The organism is Microbispora sp. NPDC049633, from assembly GCF_040675265.1.
GTDB lineage: Bacteria > Actinomycetota > Actinomycetes > Streptosporangiales > Streptosporangiaceae > Microbispora > Microbispora maris.
Genome location: NZ_JBFAOO010000097.1, coordinates 1 through 17,473 on the forward strand (window position 1 = coordinate 1; position 17,473 = coordinate 17,473).

General features: G+C 72.3%; 14 protein-coding genes. 10 read left to right on the top strand and 4 right to left on the bottom strand.

Features of this window, described 5'->3' with window-relative positions:
* Position 1: 1 nt before the first annotated feature.
* Positions 2–931, bottom strand: coding sequence for a LysR family transcriptional regulator (locus AB0J39_RS23625; protein ID WP_363468262.1), 930 nt, complete (start codon positions 929–931; stop codon positions 2–4).
* Between the two features lie 71 nt (positions 932–1,002).
* On the opposite strand from AB0J39_RS23625, the gene AB0J39_RS23630 reads away from it, so the two are divergent.
* Positions 1,003–2,061: an SDR family oxidoreductase gene (locus AB0J39_RS23630; protein ID WP_363468264.1), complete on the top strand. Its 1,059-nt coding sequence runs from the start codon at positions 1,003–1,005 to the stop codon at positions 2,059–2,061.
* Between the two features lie 56 nt (positions 2,062–2,117).
* On the opposite strand, the gene nagA is transcribed toward AB0J39_RS23630, so the two are convergent.
* A complete protein-coding gene (gene nagA, locus AB0J39_RS23635; RefSeq protein WP_363468266.1) occupies positions 2,118–3,266 on the bottom strand; it encodes an N-acetylglucosamine-6-phosphate deacetylase in 1,149 nt (382 codons plus the stop codon).
* 142 nt (positions 3,267–3,408) lie between these two features.
* Between nagA and AB0J39_RS23640 the strand changes: the two genes are divergently transcribed.
* Both AB0J39_RS23640 and AB0J39_RS23645 read left to right on the top strand, forming a co-directional pair.
* Positions 3,409–4,152 carry a class I SAM-dependent methyltransferase gene (locus AB0J39_RS23640; protein WP_363468268.1) on the top strand — a complete coding sequence of 248 codons (744 nt, stop codon included), beginning with the start codon at positions 3,409–3,411 and terminating at the stop codon, positions 4,150–4,152.
* Between the two features lie 142 nt (positions 4,153–4,294).
* Complete coding sequence (locus AB0J39_RS23645; RefSeq protein ID WP_363468270.1) at positions 4,295–6,055, top strand: glycerol-3-phosphate dehydrogenase/oxidase; 1,761 nt, start codon at positions 4,295–4,297, stop codon at positions 6,053–6,055.
* Positions 6,056–6,058: 3 nt separating this feature from the next.
* Here the strand turns inward: AB0J39_RS23645 and AB0J39_RS23650 are convergent, their stop codons facing one another.
* Positions 6,059–8,005, bottom strand: coding sequence for a beta-propeller domain-containing protein (locus AB0J39_RS23650; protein WP_363468272.1), 1,947 nt, complete (start codon positions 8,003–8,005; stop codon positions 6,059–6,061).
* Positions 8,006–8,121: 116 nt separating this feature from the next.
* On the opposite strand from AB0J39_RS23650, the gene AB0J39_RS23655 reads away from it, so the two are divergent.
* The 7 genes from AB0J39_RS23655 (at position 8,122) to AB0J39_RS23685 (ending at position 16,765) form a co-directional block, all read left to right on the top strand.
* Positions 8,122–8,715, top strand: coding sequence for a WHG domain-containing protein (locus tag AB0J39_RS23655; protein ID WP_363468274.1), 594 nt, complete (start codon positions 8,122–8,124; stop codon positions 8,713–8,715).
* Positions 8,712–9,584: an alpha/beta hydrolase gene (locus AB0J39_RS23660; RefSeq protein WP_363468276.1), complete on the top strand. Its 873-nt coding sequence runs from the start codon at positions 8,712–8,714 to the stop codon at positions 9,582–9,584. The genes AB0J39_RS23655 and AB0J39_RS23660 overlap by 4 nt, the downstream gene beginning before the upstream one ends.
* A gap of 63 nt (positions 9,585–9,647) precedes the next feature.
* The gene (locus AB0J39_RS23665; protein WP_363468278.1) at positions 9,648–11,204 is read left to right on the top strand and encodes a succinic semialdehyde dehydrogenase; all 1,557 of its coding nucleotides are present in this window, start codon (positions 9,648–9,650) and stop codon (positions 11,202–11,204) included.
* A complete protein-coding gene (locus tag AB0J39_RS23670; RefSeq protein ID WP_363468280.1) occupies positions 11,201–12,940 on the top strand; it encodes a GMC family oxidoreductase in 1,740 nt (579 codons plus the stop codon). Before AB0J39_RS23665 ends, AB0J39_RS23670 begins: the two co-directional genes overlap by 4 nt.
* 55 nt (positions 12,941–12,995) lie before the next feature.
* Positions 12,996–13,892: an SAM-dependent methyltransferase gene (locus AB0J39_RS23675; RefSeq protein WP_363468282.1), complete on the top strand. Its 897-nt coding sequence runs from the start codon at positions 12,996–12,998 to the stop codon at positions 13,890–13,892.
* 42 nt (positions 13,893–13,934) lie between these two features.
* Complete coding sequence (gene guaA / locus AB0J39_RS23680; protein ID WP_363468284.1) at positions 13,935–15,482, top strand: glutamine-hydrolyzing GMP synthase; 1,548 nt, start codon at positions 13,935–13,937, stop codon at positions 15,480–15,482.
* A 62-nt stretch (positions 15,483–15,544) separates the two neighbouring features.
* On the top strand, positions 15,545–16,765 hold the full coding sequence (locus AB0J39_RS23685; RefSeq protein ID WP_363468286.1) for an acyltransferase: 1,221 nt from the start codon (positions 15,545–15,547) through the stop codon (positions 16,763–16,765).
* On the opposite strand, the gene AB0J39_RS23690 is transcribed toward AB0J39_RS23685, so the two are convergent.
* A complete protein-coding gene (locus tag AB0J39_RS23690; protein WP_363468288.1) occupies positions 16,704–17,441 on the bottom strand; it encodes a polysaccharide deacetylase family protein in 738 nt (245 codons plus the stop codon). The two genes, AB0J39_RS23685 and AB0J39_RS23690, sit on opposite strands and share 62 nt — an antisense overlap.
* Positions 17,442–17,473: the final 32 nt, after the last annotated feature.

Genomic DNA, 17,473 nt, shown 5'->3' on the forward strand with positions numbered 1-17,473 from the left:
CTCAGCGAGGGGCGAGTACGTGGGCGGGCACCAGGCACGCCGCCCGCCCGAGCGTCGCGATGAAGGCGGCGGCGAGGGGATCGGGGCGGCCGCGCGTGTAGGCCGTCATGACGCGCTCCACGGGCGGCCGGGGCCACAGCACGCGTCCGTCGAAGTGGGGCGGGATGACGTTGGCGGGCACCAGAGTGGGACCCAGCCCGGCGGCGGCGAGGACGGGCGCGGCGGCCGTCTGTTCGGTGCGCACGGCGGCCCGCGGCTGGAAACCGGCGGCCGCGCACGCCTGGTCGAGGATCTCGCCGAGCCCGTTGCCCGGCGCGAAGTGCACCCAGTCGCGGCCGGCCAGCGCCGTCAGGTCCACCGCGTCCGCGCCCTGCACGCCGTCGGCGCCGTGTTCCCGGTGGCCCGCCGGGTCGTCGGCGGGCAGCACGACGAGGAACGGTTCGGTGCCGAGCGGCGTGACCAGGCCGTCCCAGTCGCGCGGGGCCGGCCCGATGGCGAGGTCCGCCTGGCCGGCCAGCATCGCCTCGCGCAACTGCTCCGCGTGCGAATGCTCGAACAGCCTGACCCGTACGCCGGGATGCGAGCGCCGCCAGGCACGGAGCGCGGGCGGCAGCACGCCGAGGCTCACCGAATAGAGGGTCGCGACCTGGAGCTCCCCGGTCTCCAGGCCGCCGGCCTGTCGCGCCGCGCACCGCGCCCGCTCCGCGTCGGCCAGCGCGGCCCGGGCGTGCGGCAGCATCGCCCGCCCCATCGCGGTGAGCCGTACCGCCCGGGGGAGACGTTCGAGGAGCGGGCCGCCGACGTCGCGTTCGAGCACCCGCACCTGATGGGACAGCGCGGGCTGGGACACGTGGAGGAGTTCGGCCGCCCTGGTGAACGACCCCTCCTCCACGATCGTGACCAGGTATTCGAGCTGTCGCAGGCTTGCCATGAATAAATGTTATTGGGTCTGTGAATTACATGTCTTGGACTAATCACCGCTGCTCACCCGAGACTTGAATCATGAACACGGACAACAAGGTCGCCCTTGTCGTGGGGGCGAACGGCGTCATCGGCCGCAACCTGATCGACCACCTCGTGGAGCTCGGAGACTGGGACGTGATCGGCCTGTCCCGCCGGGGCGGGACCGACGCGGGCCGGGTCCGGCACATCGCCGTGGACCTGCTGAACGCCGAGGACTGCCGGGAGCGGCTGAGCGGCCTCGACCACGTCACGCACGTCTTCTACGCCGCCTACCAGGACCGGCCGACCTGGGCGGAGCTGGTGCCGCCCAATCTCGCCATGCTGGTCAACGTCGTCGAGGCCGTGGAGGCCGCCTCACCCGGCCTGCGTCACGTCAGCCTGATGCAGGGCTACAAGGTGTACGGCGCGCACCTCGGGCCGTTCAAGACGCCCGCGCGGGAGGACGACCCCCACCACATGCCGCCGGAGTTCAACGTGGACCAGCAGAACTTCCTCGAAGAGCGCCAGAAGGGCAAGGCGTGGACGTGGTCCGCGCTGCGTCCCTCGGTGGTGTCTGGTTTCGCCCTCGGCAACCCGATGAACCTCGCCATGGTGATCGCGGTGTACGCGTCGATCTCCAAGGAACTGGGCCTGCCGCTGCGGTTCCCCGGAAAGCCCGGGGCGTACCGCACGCTGCTGGAGATGACCGACGCGACGCTGCTGGCCAAGGCCACGGTGTGGGCGGCGACCAGCGAGGCGTGCGCCAACCAGGCGTTCAACATCAACAACGGTGATCTCTTCCGCTGGGAGGAGATGTGGCCGGAGATCGCCCGCTTCTTCGAGCTGGAGGTGGCGCCGCCGCTCCCGATGTCGCTGGAGGTCGTCATGGCCGACAAAGCACCCCTGTGGGACTCGATGGTCGAGCGGCACGGCCTGGAGAAGCACTCCTACGAGGAGGTGTCCTCGTGGGCCTTCGGCGATTTCGTCTTCTCCTGGGACTACGACTTCCTCGCGGACGGCTCGAAGGCGCGGCGGTTCGGTTTCCACGAGTTCGTGGACACCCGCAAGATGTTCCTGGACATCTTCGCCGAATTCCGCCGCCGCCGGATCATCCCCTGAGCGCGCCGCGCCCCCACCGGGAGGCACGGCACGGAGATCGGTGTCGCGGCCGCCGGTCAGGGATGGCGGACCCAGGCGCCGCGCCGCATCACGCCGGCGACGTCCAGGTCGTCGCCGAGCACGACCAGATCGGCGTACTTGCCGACCGTGATCGAGCCGACCTCGCCGTCCAGGCCGAGGACACGGGCCGGGGTCATGGAGGCCATGCGGGCGGCGTCCACCAGCGAGCGCCCGGTCTCCCGCACCGTGCGGCGGAAGGCCACGTCCATGGTGAGCGTGCTGCCGGCGATCGAGCCTGGTCGCCCGGGGGTGTCGGAGGCGAGCCGGGCCACTCCGTCGACGACGTCGACGGTCATCGGGCCGAGCGGGTAGCGCCCGTCGCCCATCCCGGCGGCCGCCATGGCGTCGGTGATCAGCGCCGTACGGTCCGCGCCCGCCGCGCCCATGGCCAGGCGCAGCATGGCCGGGTGGACGTGGACCCCGTCGTTGATGAGTTCGACCGTCACCCGCTCGTCCTGCAGCAGGGCGGCGATCGGCCCCGGCGCGCGGTGGCCCAGCGAGGGCATCGCGTTGTAGAGGTGGGTCGCCACGCTCGCCCCCGCCTCGATGCCGTCGAGCGTCTGCTCGTAGGTGGCGTCGCTGTGACCGAGGGCGGCGACGATCCTCTCGGCGGCGGCGTCCCTGATCACGTCGAGCGCGTTCGGCAGTTCCGGGGCGATCGTCAGCATCCGCACGTGCCCGCGCCCGGCCTTGACCAGCGCGCGGAACTCCGCCCGGTCCGGTTCGCGCAGCAGCGTGGGCTCGTGCGCGCCGCACCGCGACCGGGCGATGTACGGCCCCTCGAAGTGGATGCCGGCGACCAGGCCCTGCTCGCACAGGTCGGCGAGCATGGCCGCGGCCCGAGCGAGCGTGTCGGGCGCGGCGGTGACCAGGCTGGCCACGAGGGTGGTCGTGCCGCACCCGAGGTGGAAGGCGGCGACCTCGGCGGCGCTCGCGGGGTCGCCGTCGGGGAAGCTTCCGCCGGCGCCGCCGTGGTTGTGGATGTCGACGAAGCCGGGGACGACCGTGCGCCCGCCCAGGCCGAACCCGTCGCGCGGCGCCTGCCCGCGCCCGATGTGGGTGATCCTGCCGTCCTCTATGGTCAGCCAGCCGTCGTGGACGCCGTCGGGGGTGACGACGCGGGCGTCGGAGAGAGTCACGCTCATGCCGCCATCCTCGCGTGTGCGGCTCGCGCCCACCGCTCCGGGTCCGGGCGCTCCCGCCGATGGGGACCACGTCCCGCCCTGTACACGGCGGGTGAGCCGGAGGTAAGAACTAGCGGTGGTGAATCCGCGTGCGAATTATGGTGTGGACGCCCCCGGCGTGCTGGCCGGACTGGCGGTGGGCGGCGTCGTCGAGCCGGCACTCGCCGCCGTGCTGTTCGGGATCGGCCTGCCCATTCCTGCCGTGGTGCTCCTCGTGGGCGGGATCGCGCTCGTCGCGGCTGCGGCGTTGTTCGCGCACACCACTCTCCGCGGCAAGTTCAGGGTCTGGGACGCCGAACTCGACCGGCTCGGGCTGAAAGGGGACGAGCAGGTCCTCGACCTGGGCTGCGGCCGGGGCATGGTGCTGCTGAAGGCCGCCGCGCGGCTCTCCGGCGCCGGCAGAGCCACCGGCGTCGACCTGTGGGCGACGAAGGACCAGTCGGGCAACAGCCAGGACGCCACCCTGGCGAACGCGCGGGCGGAAGGGGTCGCCGACCGGGTGGATCTGATCACCGGCGACATGCGTGACCTCCCGTTCGACGACGCCGCGTTCGACCTGGTCGTCTCCAGCCTCGCCGTGCACAACATCGTGCAGGAGGAGGGCCGCGCGGAGGCGGTGCGCGAGGCCTTCCGCGTGCTCAGACCGGGCGGTCTGCTGCGGATCGCCGACTTCCGCAACGCACGCCGGTACGCGGAGGTGCTGACGGAGTGCGGCGCCGCCGACGTCGAGGTCTACGACCTCGGCTGGCGGTTCTGGTACGGCGGGCCGCACGCCCGGACGTCCATGGTCGCCTGCAGGCGACCCGCCGACTCGGGTGAGGGGCGGTCCGCCGAGTCGGCCGCGTAGGGGCGGCGTGTCGGGCCATGGGGAAGAGTTCACCGACATTTCTGGAGATCATTGGGAAAGGCGGCGGAAAGGGTGGATTCCCGGGTAGCTACTCGTGGGTAGATTTACTCGACAGAGGTGAAAGCGGTACAGAAGGAGCCCTATGACGGCGAGGATGGGCACGGCGCGACTCGGCCCGGCGGAACGTACCGCCGCCCTGGCGCGGATGGAGGCGCAGGAACTCGACGTGGTCGTGATCGGCGGCGGCGTGGTCGGCGCCGGCGTCGCGCTCGACGCCGCGACCCGAGGGCTCTCGGTGGGCCTCGTCGAGGCGCGCGACTTCGCCTCCGGCACGTCGTCCCGGTCGTCCAAGCTGATCCACGGGGGGCTGCGCTACCTGGAGCAGTTCAACTTCGACCTGGTCAGAGAGGCCCTGCGGGAGCGGGCCCTGCTGCTCAAGCGGATCGCGCCGCACCTGGTCAGGCCGGTGCCGTTCCTGTATCCGCTCACCCACACGGGCTGGGAGCGGCCGTACATCGGGGCGGGGCTCGCGCTCTACGACACGCTCGGGCTGTCCTTCGGCCTCACCCGGGGCGTGCCGGGGCACCGCCACCTGACCCGCCGCCAGGCCCTCCGGGTGGTCCCGTCGCTGCGGCGGTCGGCGTTCACCGGCGCCGTGCAGTACTGGGACGCCCAGGTGGACGACGCCCGCTACGTGATGACCACGCTGCGCACCGCCGCGACGTACGGCGCGCACGTCGCCTCGCGGGTGCAGGCGGTCGGCTTCCTCCGGGAGGGGGAGCGGGTCACCGGAGTGCGCGTGTGCGACCTGGAGACGGGCGCGGAGCTGGACGTGCGGGCTCGTCAGGTCGTCAACGCGACCGGCGTGTGGACCGACGACATCCAGCAGCTCGTCGGCGGCCGGGGGCAGATCCACGTGCGGGCGTCCAAGGGCATCCACCTCGTGGTGCCGCGCGACCGCATCCACTCGCGCAGCGGCCTGATCATGCGCACCGAGAAGTCCGTGCTGTTCGTCATCCCCTGGGGACGGCACTGGATCATCGGCACCACCGACACCCGCTGGAGCCTGGACAAGGCCCACCCCGCCGCCTCCCGGGCGGACATCGACTACCTGCTCGACCGGGTCAACTCGGTGCTGTCGGTGCCGCTGACCAGGGACGACGTCGAGGGCGTGTACGCCGGGCTGCGGCCGCTGCTGGCCGGGGAGTCCGAGGAGACCTCCAAGCTCTCGCGCGAGCACGTGGTCGCCCACCCCGTGCCGGGATTGGTCATGGTGGCCGGCGGCAAGTTCACGACGTACCGGGTCATGGCGGCCGACGCCGTGGACGCGGTCGCGCTCGGCCTCGACCAGCGCGTGCCGCCGTCGTGCACCGACCAGGTGCCGCTCGCCGGAGCCGAGGGCTACCAGGCCCTGTGGAACTCCCGCCATCGGATGGCCCGCGCCTCCGGGCTGCACGTGGCCAGGATCGAGCACCTGCTGGAGCGGTACGGCTCGCTCATCGACGAGGTGCTGGCGATCATCGAGCGCGACCCCTCGCTCGGCCGGCCCCTCGACGGCGCCGACGACTACCTGCGCGCGGAGATCGTGTACGCCGCGACGCACGAGGGCGCCCGGCACCTCAACGACGCGCTGACCCGGCGCACCCGCATCTCGATCGAGACCTTCCACCGGGGCACCGCGGTCGCCCAGGAGGCCGCCGAGCTCATGGCCGGCCCGCTCGGCTGGGACGGCGAGCAGGTCAAGCGGGAGGTCGAGTACTACACCAAGCGGGTCGAGGCCGAGCGGGCGTCCCAGGAGCAGGACACCGACCAGGAGGCCGACGCGATCCGTCTCGGCGCGCCGGAGATCGTCCCCGTCGCGCCCCCGCGTGACCTCGCGAAGGCGCGGGGCAACGGGAACTGACCGTCAGGCGAAGGGGATCCACGCCCGGTCGGTCAGCGTGCCCGCGTCGCTGACCTTGAGGCCGGCGTCGGACAGGGTCCACAGGTCGTCGCCGATGACGAGGGAACGGCGGATGCCCTGGTCGGCGGGGGCGAAGTCGCTCCTGGCGGGCTGCCGCGGGTGGCTGACGACGCCCAGCTTGGTGATCTCGCGGTCGCCCACCCGCAGGGCGAGGGCCGCGCTTCCCGCGATCCCGCCGTCGGCCCAGTTCGCGAGCGGGAGCACGGCCAGCCCGGTGGCGGGCCAGTAGAGGAAGGCGTGCGGGTCCCACTCGGCCTCGGAACCGGACTGCTCCTGGTGGAACCGCGACAGCACGGCGGGCGCGGCCGGGTCGGCGACGTCGAACAGCGAGATCTGCGTGCCGAGCGCGCGGCCCTCCCCGCTCGCCTCCTGGCCGATGCCGATCAGCCGCCCCTCGCCCGCCGGGTGGAGATAGGCGGAGAAGCCGGTGATCTTCAGCTCGCCGGTGACCTTCGGCGCGGCCGGGTCCCGCAGGTCCAGCGCGTACAGGGGGTCGGTCTGACGGAACGTCACCACGTAGCCGAGGCCGTCCATGAACCGGACCGAGTAGATCCGCTCGCCCCTGCCGAGGCCCGTCACCGAGCCGGTCTGCGCGAGTGTGCCGGCGTCGAGCACGTACACGCCGCTCTCACTGCCGCCCGGGCTCGCGCCGAACACCTCCGCGCCGCTGGTCGTCGCCACCCGCAGATGGCCGTCGTACTCCGACAGGGAGTATTGGTTCAGCAGCCGGCCCGGCACCGAGCCCGAGGTGACGTAGCGCGGGGCGCCCGGGGCGGAGACGTCGAAGCGGTGCACCTCCGTGCGCTCGGGCGCCGGCTGCGGCGTGGACGTGGCGGCCGGAGCCTCGGGGATCGGCACCACGTCGACCGGGCGGGCCGCCCACCAGCGGGGATTGCTGGTGACGTAGAGGCTGCCCGCCGTGCCGTACACGGTGTCGCCGTCGGCCGCGACCGCGATCGGGGTGAGTGAGCCGAACGGTGTGGCGGCGGCCAGGTCGATCGTGTGGATGCTCAGCATCGAGGTGCCGGTGAACTGCTCGGGGTGGCTGACCCGGTCGCAGCCGACCCGCTCGGTGCGGCTCGCGCCGCCGGACTCGACGTCGTACGACGGCAGCCACGCGTCGGCGGGGGCGGACAGCACGGCCTGACGGTTGGCTTCGAGCAGTTCCTTCTCCGGCTCGTTCCCCTTCGGCGCCGGGAAGGCGATCGCCGGCTGGGACCGGACGACGAGCCGCACCGTGGAGCCGGTCTGCCGGGCGTCGACGTGCTGTCCGTTCGCGGTCATCGCGCCGAGGACGCGCGGCTCGCCGGACAGGTCCACGAGCACGTATCTCGGGCCGCCGGCGCCGGCCCTGGTCTTGGCCGTCGCCCCGAACGGGATGATCCCGCCGCCCTGGAACAGCACGAGCGCGCGGTCGCCGTGGACCAGCAGGTCGCCCTGGGCCCACGACTGGTCCTCGGCGACGAGCCGCAGCGTTCCGGCGACCTTCCGGCTCTGGGCGTCCACGACGCGCAGCACGCCCCTCGTGACCGTGATCACCCGATTGCCGTCGGTCTTGACCAGGTCGGGCTCGTCCACGCCCGCCTCGTGCGTGTTCGTGGTCGAGTGCGACGGCTGCCCGGACGTCGCCTCCTTGGCGGTGGCGACGTCGGAACGGGCCGCGAAGAGCATGTTCTCCCCGAAGCCCCAGGGGGTCACGTTCCGTGCGGCCGCCTGCCGCAGCCCTTCGGCCAGTTCGTCGCAGTCGGTGTAGGCGACGAGCCGCACCTTGCCGGTCAGGTCGGCCGGAGAGGGCGGGAGATCCTGTGCCGTACGGCCACCCGCGCAGCCCGTGGCTCCCGTGGCCAGCAGCGCGGCGAGAACGCCCGCCGTACGAATCGATGTCCTCATGCCCACAAGACGGATCGGATCCCGCTCCGGTTCGACGTCCCATGGGCCTTGGGGTCCAAGATACAATCTAGGATTATTAGGCAATAGCGAATGACATTAGGAAGAGGGGCGGGCGGATGGGGCGGGCCGGGTTGACGGCGGAGCGGGTGACGCTCGCCGGTGCCGAGCTGGCGGACGAGGCCGGGCTCGACCACGTGACCATGTCGGCGGTGGCGCGCAGGCTCGGGGTTAAAGACGCCAGCCTCTACGCGCACGTGCGCAACCTCGAGGACCTGCGCGGGCGGATCGCGCTGCTGGCGGCGGACGAGAAGACCCTCCGCATCGCGGAGGCGATCGCCGGGCGGGCCGGGAAGGACGCGCTGGTCGCGTACGCGAACGCCTGGCGGCAGTACGCCCACGACCACCCGGGCCGATACACGGCGACACAGATCCCGATACAGATCGATCCCGAACTCGTGGCCCGGGCGCCCGGACCGCGGCGCGCCGTCGAGCTGACCTACGGCATGCTGCGCGCCTACGCGCTGGCGGAACCCGACCTGACTGACGCGGTCCGGCTGATGCGCAGCACGCTGCACGGCTTCACCAGCCTCGAGGCCGCGGGCGGGTTCGCGCACGCGCGCCCGGCCGAAGACACCTGGGTCCGCTGCCTCGACGCCCTGCACACCCTCCTCGAGCACTGGCCCCCGCACGACGAAGGAGACCCCGCATGACCAGCCCGACCACCGGCCGCCTGCGCGTGGACGGCGCCAGCCTGCATTACGAGGTGCGCGGCACGGGCCCGCTCCTGCTGCTGATCCCCGGCGGCACGGGCGGCGCGGCCGCCTACGACGGGGTCGCGGGCGACCTGGCCGCCGATTACACGGTCGCGTCCTACGATCCGCGCGGCCTCACCCGCAGCCCGCTGGACGACCCGGAGGCCGGGCAGTCGGTCGCGCGGCACGCCGACGACGCGGTGCGGCTGCTGGACCTGCTGTCTCCGGACGCGCCCGCCCGCGTGGCCGGCTGCAGCTCCGGCGCGATCGTCGCGCTGCACCTGCTCACCACCCGCCCCGAGCGCGTCGAACGCGTCGTGGCGCACGAGCCGCCGGTGGTCGAGGTGCTGCCGGACGCCGCCGAGCACCGGGCGCTGCTCGCCCGCGTCCAGGACACGCTCCGACGAGAGGGACTGATGCCCGCGGCCGCGGTGTTCGCGGCCGGTCTCAGGCGGCCCGGCGACGCCGGTGCCCCTGGTGCCCCTGGTGCCCCTGGTGACCCCGTCGAGCCCCCGGCGGCCATGGAGCTACCGCCCGAGGCGGCGGCCCGAGCCGAGCGGACGATGGCGGACATGCCCTACTTCCTCGGGCGCATCGTGCCGAGCTTCATGGCGTACACGCCGGACGTGGACCGTCTGGAGGCCCTGTCGGACCGGCTCGTCCTCGCGGCCGGGGCGGACTCACGTGGTGAGCTGCCCTACCGTCCCGCCGCCTTCCTGGCCGAACGCTTCGGCACGGAGCTCGTCCACTTCCCGGGCGGGCACACGGGGCTCACCACGCATCCCGCGGAGTTCGGGAAGACGCTCCGCGCGGTGCTGAGCGCGTAACCTCGGCGCGAGGGTCATTACTTACCGGTAGCCACGAGCGGAGCTCCGGAATATTCTTCCGCCATGGGTGCCATGAATCGGACGCTCGACGCGGCCATGGTCGACCGGATCCTCGCGCACGTCTCCTCGGAGGGCAAGACGCGGGAGATCCTCGCGCCGTTCACCGGCGGGGTCCTGGCCGAGGTCCCGATCTCCACCCCCGAGGACGTACGGGCGGCGTACGCCAGGGCCAGGCAGGCGCAGGAGGCCTGGGCGGCGCTGCCGGTCGGTGAGCGGATCAAGCCCTTCCTGCGGCTCCACGACGCGATGCTCGACCGGCGCGGGGAACTGCTCGACGTGGTGCAGTGGGAGACGGGCAAGGCGCGCCGCCACGCGTACGAGGAGCTCGCGGACGTGGCGGGCTGCACGCTCTACTACGCCCGGCGGGCGTCGGGGCTGCTGGAGCCGCAGCGCAGGCAGGGCATCTTCCCGATCGCCACCCGTACGACCGAGCTGCGCCACCCCAAGGGCACGGTCGCGGTGATCAGCCCGTGGAACTACCCGCTGGCCCTCGGCGTCACCGACGTGGTCCCCGCCCTGATCGCGGGCAACGCCGTCGTGCACAAGCCGGACACCCAGACCCCGCTGTCCACGCTGTGGACGATCGACCTGCTGGCCGAGCTGGGCATGCCGCGCGACATCTGGCAGGTCGTGCTCGGCGATCCGGAGGACATCGGCGACCCGCTGATCGACGGCGCCGACTACGTCGCGTTCACCGGCTCGACGCGCGGCGGGCGCAGGATCGCCGAGGAGGCGGCCAAACGGCTCATCGGCTGCTCGCTGGAGCTCGGCGGCAAGAACCCGATGATCGTGCTCGACGACGCCGACCTCGACGTCGCCGCGCAGGGCGCGATCCGGGCCTGCTTCACCAACGCCGGGCAGTTGTGCATCTCGATCGAGCGCCTCTACGTGCACGAGGCCGTCGCGGGCGCCTTCCGCGACAAGTTCGTGCGGGCGGTGGAGAACATGAAGATCGGCCCCGGTCTCGACTGGGACCCGCAGATGGGCTCGCTGACCTCGCAGCGGCAGCTCGACGGGGTCGCCGCGCACGTCGAGGACGCGGTGGCCAAGGGCGCCACGGTGCTGACGGGCGGCCGGCCGCGCCCCGACCTCGGCCCGTTCTTCTACGAGCCGACCGTCCTCGACGGCGTCGACGAGGACATGGCCGTCTGCCGGGACGAGACGTTCGGGCCGGTCGTGTCGCTCTACCGCTTCAGGGACGAGGACGAGGCGGTCCACGCGGCCAACGACACGGCGTACGGGCTGAACGCCTCGATCTGGACCCGGGACGTCGCCCGGGGCCGCCGCCTCGCCGCCCGGATCAAGGCGGGCACCGTCAACATCAACGAGGGGTACGGCTCGGCGTACGCCTCCTACGACGCGCCGATGGGCGGGATGAAGTCGTCCGGGCTCGGCCGCCGCCACGGGACCGAGGGCCTGCTGAAGTACACGGAGGTCCAGACGGTGGCGAGCCAGGCCACGTGGCTGGGCTTCGAGCCGATCCTCGGCATGACCTACGACAGGTACGCCGACACGCTCGCGGGGCTGCTCAAGACGATGAAGCGGCTGCACCTCAAGTGAGCAAGGAAGGCGGGGCGTTGGACTACGACGTCGCGGTGATCGGGTCGGGGTTCGGCGGGAGCGTGACCGCGCTGCGGCTCACCGAGAAGGGTTACTCGGTCGGCGTCCTCGAAGCCGGCCGGCGGTTCGACGAGAAGACCCTGCCGAAGACCTCGTGGCGGGCCAGGGACTTCCTGTGGGCCCCCGCGCTGGGCCTGAAGGGCATCCAGCGCATCCACGTCCTGCGCGGCTCCAACGGCGTGATGGTGCTGGCCGGCGCGGGCGTGGGCGGCGGCTCGCTCGTCTACGCCAACACGCTCTACGAGCCGCTCGACCCGTTCTTCCAGGACCCGCAGTGGCGCCACATCACCGACTGGAAGGCGGAGCTCGCGCCCTACTACGACCAGGCCAGACGGATGCTGGGCGTGGTGGAGAACCCCACGGTGACCGCCGCAGACGAGGTGATGAGGAAGGTCGCCGAGCGGATGGGCGTCGGTCACACCTTCCACCTCGCCCCGGTCGGGGTGTTCTTCGGCGAGCCCGGCGTCGAGGTCGACGACCCCTACTTCGGCGGCGTCGGGCCGCGCCGGCGGGGCTGCGTCGAGTGCGGCGAGTGCATGACCGGCTGCCGGCACGGCGCCAAGAACATGCTGATCAAGAACTACCTCTACCTGGCCGAGAAGGCCGGGGCGAAGGTCCACCCCGAGACCACCGTGACCGGGGTGCGGCCCGTCGAGGGCGGCTACGAGATCACGGTGAAGCGCACCGGGGCGTTCGGCCCCACCCGCACGCTGACCGCCGCCCAGGTGGTCTTCGCCGCCGGCACGTACGGCACGCAGCACCTGCTCCACCGCCTCAGGGCGACCACGCTGCCTCGGATCTCGCCCCGGCTCGGCGCGCTGACCAGGACGAACTCCGAGGCCCTGCTCGGTTTCGAGCGGCCGACGGCGAAGGACGGCAGGCTCAACCGCGGTGTGGCGATCACCTCCTCGATCCATCCGGACGCGGAGACGCACATCGAGCCGGTCCGGTACGGCGACGGCTCCAACGCCATGGGCCTGCTGCGCACGCTGCTCGTGGACGGCGGCGGCCGGGCACCGCGCTGGCTGAAGTTCCTCGGCGCGGCGCTGCGGCGGCCGCACCTGCTGCCCCGGCTGTTCAACCACCGCAGGTGGTCCGAGCGCACGGTCATCGCCCTGGTCATGCAGGCCAAGGACAACTCGATCACGCTGTCCCTGAAGGGCGGCAGGCTGCGGGCGGGACCGGGCCACGGGGAGCCGAACCCCACCTGGATCCCCGCCGGGCACGAGGCCGTCCGCCTGGCGGCCGAGGAGATCGGCGGCCTTCCCGGCGGTTCCTGGCTCGACCTGTTCGACGTCCCGGCGACCGCGCACTTCCTCGGCGGCTGCGCGATCGGCGACTCGCCCGAGAGCGGTGTGATCGACCCCTACCACCGGGTCTACGGGTACGAGGGCCTGCACGTCGTGGACGGCTCGGCCGTGTCGGCCAACCTCGGCGTGAACCCCTCCCTCACGATCACCGCGCAGGCCGAGCGGGCGATGGCGCTGTGGCCCAACAAGGGCGAGCCCGACCCCCGGCCCGCCCTCGGCTCGCCGTACGCGCGGCTCACGCCGGTCGCGCCCGTGCGGCCGGTCGTCCCGGCGTCCGCGCCGGGCGCGCTGCGCCTGCCCATCGTGGAGATCACCCACCGCGCGACCCCCGGCTCCCCGCCCCCGGCGGAGCCCGCGCCCTCCTGATCCGGCAGCCGGCCGGCCCATCGTCACGATCTCCGCGGCGGTTTACGCTCGACGCGTGCAGGCCGAGGGACCCAGCGGGACCGCGCTCCACGCGGCGGCGGCGCGCGCCGCGCACCTGATCGTAGACGGCGAGCCGGTCGTCTTCCGCGATCCGCAGGCGTACGCCGTGCTCGGGGAGCGCGCGGAGGAACTGGTGGGCCTGCATCGCGCGATGGGCGACCATCCCGTGGCCGCCGGGCTGCGCGCGGCCGTCGTCACCCGGAGCCGCTACACCGAGGACCGCCTGGCCGACGCCGTACGGCGCGGCGTCCGCCAGTACGTGATCCTCGGCGCGGGACTGGACACCTACGCCTGCCGGGCGGCCTCGGGTCCTGTGGAGGTCTTCGAGGTGGACCACCCGGCCACCCAGCGCTGGAAACGGGAGGCGATGGAGAGCGCGGGACTCCCGGCGCCGCCCCGTCTCACGTACGTCCCCGCGGACCTGGAGGACGGCCGCGTGGTCGACCGGCTGGCCGCGCACGGCTTCGATCTCGCCCGGCCCGCGTTCGTGAGCTGGCTCGGCGTCACCGCGTATCTCACCCGTGCGGCCGTCACCCGTACGCTGGCCGGGCTCGGCCGCCTCGCCCCCGGCAGCGAGATCGTCGTCGACCACCTGCTGCCCGAGGCCATGCGCGGCCCGCGCGCGCGGGCGTACGCCGAGACCCTGATGCCGCTGGTGGCCGAGCACGGCGAGCCCTGGCTGACGTTCCTGAGCCCGGCGGAGGCGGCGGACCTGCTGGAGGAGCACGGCTTCGAGGTGATCGAGCAGGTGCCGGAGCGCGACGCCGTCGATCCCGCGTTCTGGGCGCGTTCCGACGCGCTGGCCTCCGGCGAGATCTCGGTGCTGACCCGCGCCCGCCCGCCTGACCGCCCGGGCGGTGCGGCCGGGCGGGACGCGTCACCGCGCCGATAGACTGGCGTTACCGCCTCGCTGCCTTCTTGGGGGTCCTTTCCAGTGTCTGAGTTCGACACGGTCCTCGTCGTGGACTTCGGCGCGCAGTACGCGCAGCTGATCGCACGACGGGTGCGTGAGTGCCACGTCTACTCCGAGATCGTCCCGTCGACCATGCCGGTCTCCGAGATGCTGGAGAAGAAGCCGAAGGCGATCATCCTGTCCGGCGGCCCGTCGTCGGTGTACGCCGAGGGCGCCCCGCCGGTCCCGGACGGCCTGTTCGAGACCGGGGTGCCGACCTTCGGCATCTGCTACGGCTTCCAGGCGATGGCCCGGGCGCTCGGCGGCGAGGTCGCCAGGACCGACTCCGCCGAGTTCGGCGGGACCCCGCTCCAGGTCCTCAAGGAGGGCCTGCTGTTCGCCGGGCTGCCCGTGGCGCAGACCGTCTGGATGTCGCACGGCGACTCCGTGGTCGGCGCCCCGGCCGGGTTCGCCGTCACGGCCGCCACCGACGCCACCCCGGTCGCCGCGATGGAGGACCCCTCCCGCGGCCTGTACGGCGTGCAGTTCCACCCCGAGGTGCTCCACTCCGAGCACGGGCAGCAGGTGCTCAAGCACTTCCTGGAGGCGGCCGGCTGCCGTCCCTCCTGGACCATGCTCAACATCGTCGAGGACGCCGTCGAGGCGGTGCGCGCCCAGGTGGGCGATGGCCGGGCGATCTGCGCGCTCTCGGGCGGCGTCGACTCCGCGGTGGCCGCCGCGATCGTGCAGCGGGCCATCGGTGACCGGCTGACCTGCGTCTTCGTCGACCACGGCCTGCTGCGCAAGGGCGAGGCCGAGCAGGTCGAGCGGGACTTCGTCGAGGCGACCGGCGTCAAGCTGCGCGTCGTGGACGCCTCCGAGCGTTTCCTCAAGGCGCTGTCGGGCGTCACCGACCCGGAGGAGAAGCGCAAGATCATCGGCCGGGAGTTCATCCGGGTCTTCGAGGACGAGCAGCGCGCGATCCTCGCCGACGGGCCGGTGGACTTCCTCGTGCAGGGCACGCTCTACCCCGACGTGGTCGAGTCGGGCGGCGGCACCGGCACCGCGAACATCAAGTCCCACCACAACGTGGGCGGGCTGCCCGAGGACCTCAAGTTCCAGCTGGTCGAGCCGCTGCGCACGCTGTTCAAGGACGAGGTGCGGCGGGCCGGCGAGGAGCTCGGACTGCCCTCGGCGATGGTCTGGCGCCAGCCGTTCCCCGGACCCGGCCTCGGCATCCGGATCATCGGCGAGGTCACCCGCGAGCGCCTCGACCTGCTCCGCGAGGCCGACGCGATCGCCCGCGAGGAGCTCACCCGCGCCGGTCTCGACCGCGACATCTGGCAGTGCCCGGTCGTGCTGCTGGCCGACGTCCGCTCGGTCGGCGTGCAGGGAGACGGCCGCACCTACGGCCACCCCGTCGTCCTGCGGCCGGTGAGCTCCGAGGACGCCATGACCGCCGACTGGTCGCGCGTGCCGTACGACGTGCTGTCGCGCATCTCCACCCGGATCACCAACGAGGTCCGCGAGGTCAACCGCGTGGTCCTCGACGTGACGAGCAAGCCGCCGGGCACCATCGAGTGGGAGTGATCCGGGATCGATGAGTGGAGATCAACCGGATTGATCCCGGCCGTGCCGGATAGGGTATCGCGGTGATTGCCACTCAGCCCGTCACCGCTCGCTCCGGCGCCAAGGCCACCAGGCTCGCCTGGCTGGACGCCCTGCGGGGGATCGGCGCGATGGCGGTGGTCGCCGAGCACGCGCTGCCCTGGCTCATGCCGTCGTTGCGCCCCTACTGGTTCAGCCTCGGCATGTACGGCGTGCTGGTCTTCTTCCTGGTCAGCGGGTACATCATCCCCGCGTCCCTGGAGAACAGGGGCGACGTCGGGGCGTTCTGGATCAGCCGGGTCTTCCGGCTGTACCCGCTGTATCTGCTGGTGATCGCCCTCGTGCTCGCGATGGCGTTCTGGGTTCCGGTGCGCCAGGAGGTGCCGCGGGACCCTTCGGCCGTGGCCGCGCACGTGAGCATGCTGCTCGACGTCGTCCACACCGGCGCCCTCGCCGACCCGATGTGGACGCTGTCGTACGAGATGGTGTTCTACCTGCTGGTCACGGCGTTGTTCGTCGGCGGCGTGCACCGGCGCAGCGGGACGCTGGCGATCGCCTTCGGCGTCATGGCGGTGGGCGCCGGGCTGGTGCTGTCGGCGCCGCTGCTGCCGGGGCCGTGGCCCGCCGTCGCCACCGGTGTGCTGTTCGTCGCGGGCCTGGCCTGCCTGATCACCGGCCGGTTCCGGAGGGTGGCGGCGTACGCGCTGGGCCTGACGGCGCTCGTGCTGCTGGTGTTCGGCAGCTTCGTGCCGTGGTTCGGCGCGGCCATCCTCGCGGTGATGTTCACGGGGACGGCGCTGTACCGGTGGGAGCGGGGGACGGCCGGGCTCGGCCCGGTCGTGGCCGCGGCGGCCCTGGTGGCCGCCGCGCCGGTGTGGTCGATCCAGGCGGGATGGTGGTGGGTGCAGCCCGACGTGTGGATCACCACGATGGTCCTCGCCGGCGGGACGTTCGCGCTCTGCATGGCGCTGCGCGGGCGGCGCGTGCCCGGCGTGCTGACCTGGCTCGGCCTGATCAGCTACTCGGTCTACCTGCTGCACCACCCGCTGCTCAAGTATCTGAACGTGCTCGCCGGCGACCTGCGGTCGCTCGCGCCGACCGGCCGGGCGGCTCTCACGCTCGGCTACCTCGTGGCGCTGCTCACGCTGAGCTGGCTCACCTACCGCTTCCTTGAGGCGCCGGCTCAGGCGCTGGGCCGCAGGATCATTCGACGGCGGCCGTCGTCATCGTCCCCGACCGGTCGGGATATACCTGTCCCGGGGTGAGCTCCTGGCCCTCCAGCAGGGTGGACACCGTCACGAAGCTGTAGCCCTCCGCGGTCAACGTCTGGAGCACCTCGGGCATCGACTGCACGGTCTCCTTGACGGTCTCGTGCATCAGCACGACCTCGCCCTCGCCGGCCACGTCGAGGGCCCGGCTGGTGAGAAGGTCCACGTGCCGGTAGGTCTTGATGTAGTCCTTCGTGGCGGTCGTGCCGGGCACCTGGAGGAGCCCGAACTTGGCGGTGATCTCCTGCACTCCGCCGTTGCGCAGCCCGCCGGGGGCGCGGAAGAGCTTCGGGGCCTTGCCCGTCGTCTTCTGGATCAGCCGCTGGGTGTCGCCGATCTTCTTGTTGATCTGGGCGTACGTGAGCTCGGTCAGGTAGCTGGCGTCCCACGAGTGGTTGCCGATCTCGTGGCCCGACTTGGCGATCTGCTGAGTGACCTTCGGATGCTTCTTCACCTCCGTCCCGATGACGAAGAACGTCGCCTTGGCCTTGTATTCGGCGAGGGTCTTCAGCAACGTCTGGGTGTACGGCCCCGGACCGTCGTCGAAGGTCAGGGCGATGCACTTGTGGGTCGCGCAGTACGGCTCATCGGTCCCGCGAGCCTGCGCGGGGGTGGCGGTGGCCGCTGCGAGGGCGCACGCGACGGCCACAGGGATCAGACGAGGTACAGCCATGGGGATACTCCTCGGGAATCTATAACGCGGCA

Coding starts and splice junctions, on each gene's coding strand:
- AB0J39_RS23650 (WP_363468272.1), bottom strand. CDS start 8,005: ATGAGGACATCGATTCGTACGGCGGGCGTTCTCGCCGCGCTGCTGGCC.
- AB0J39_RS23655 (WP_363468274.1), top strand. CDS start 8,122: ATGGGGCGGGCCGGGTTGACGGCGGAGCGGGTGACGCTCGCCGGTGCC.
- AB0J39_RS23690 (WP_363468288.1), bottom strand. CDS start 17,441: ATGGCTGTACCTCGTCTGATCCCTGTGGCCGTCGCGTGCGCCCTCGCA.
- nagA (WP_363468266.1), bottom strand. CDS start 3,266: ATGAGCGTGACTCTCTCCGACGCCCGCGTCGTCACCCCCGACGGCGTC.
- AB0J39_RS23625 (WP_363468262.1), bottom strand. CDS start 931: ATGGCAAGCCTGCGACAGCTCGAATACCTGGTCACGATCGTGGAGGAG.
- AB0J39_RS23665 (WP_363468278.1), top strand. CDS start 9,648: ATGGGTGCCATGAATCGGACGCTCGACGCGGCCATGGTCGACCGGATC.
- AB0J39_RS23630 (WP_363468264.1), top strand. CDS start 1,003: ATGAACACGGACAACAAGGTCGCCCTTGTCGTGGGGGCGAACGGCGTC.
- AB0J39_RS23645 (WP_363468270.1), top strand. CDS start 4,295: ATGACGGCGAGGATGGGCACGGCGCGACTCGGCCCGGCGGAACGTACC.
- AB0J39_RS23660 (WP_363468276.1), top strand. CDS start 8,712: ATGACCAGCCCGACCACCGGCCGCCTGCGCGTGGACGGCGCCAGCCTG.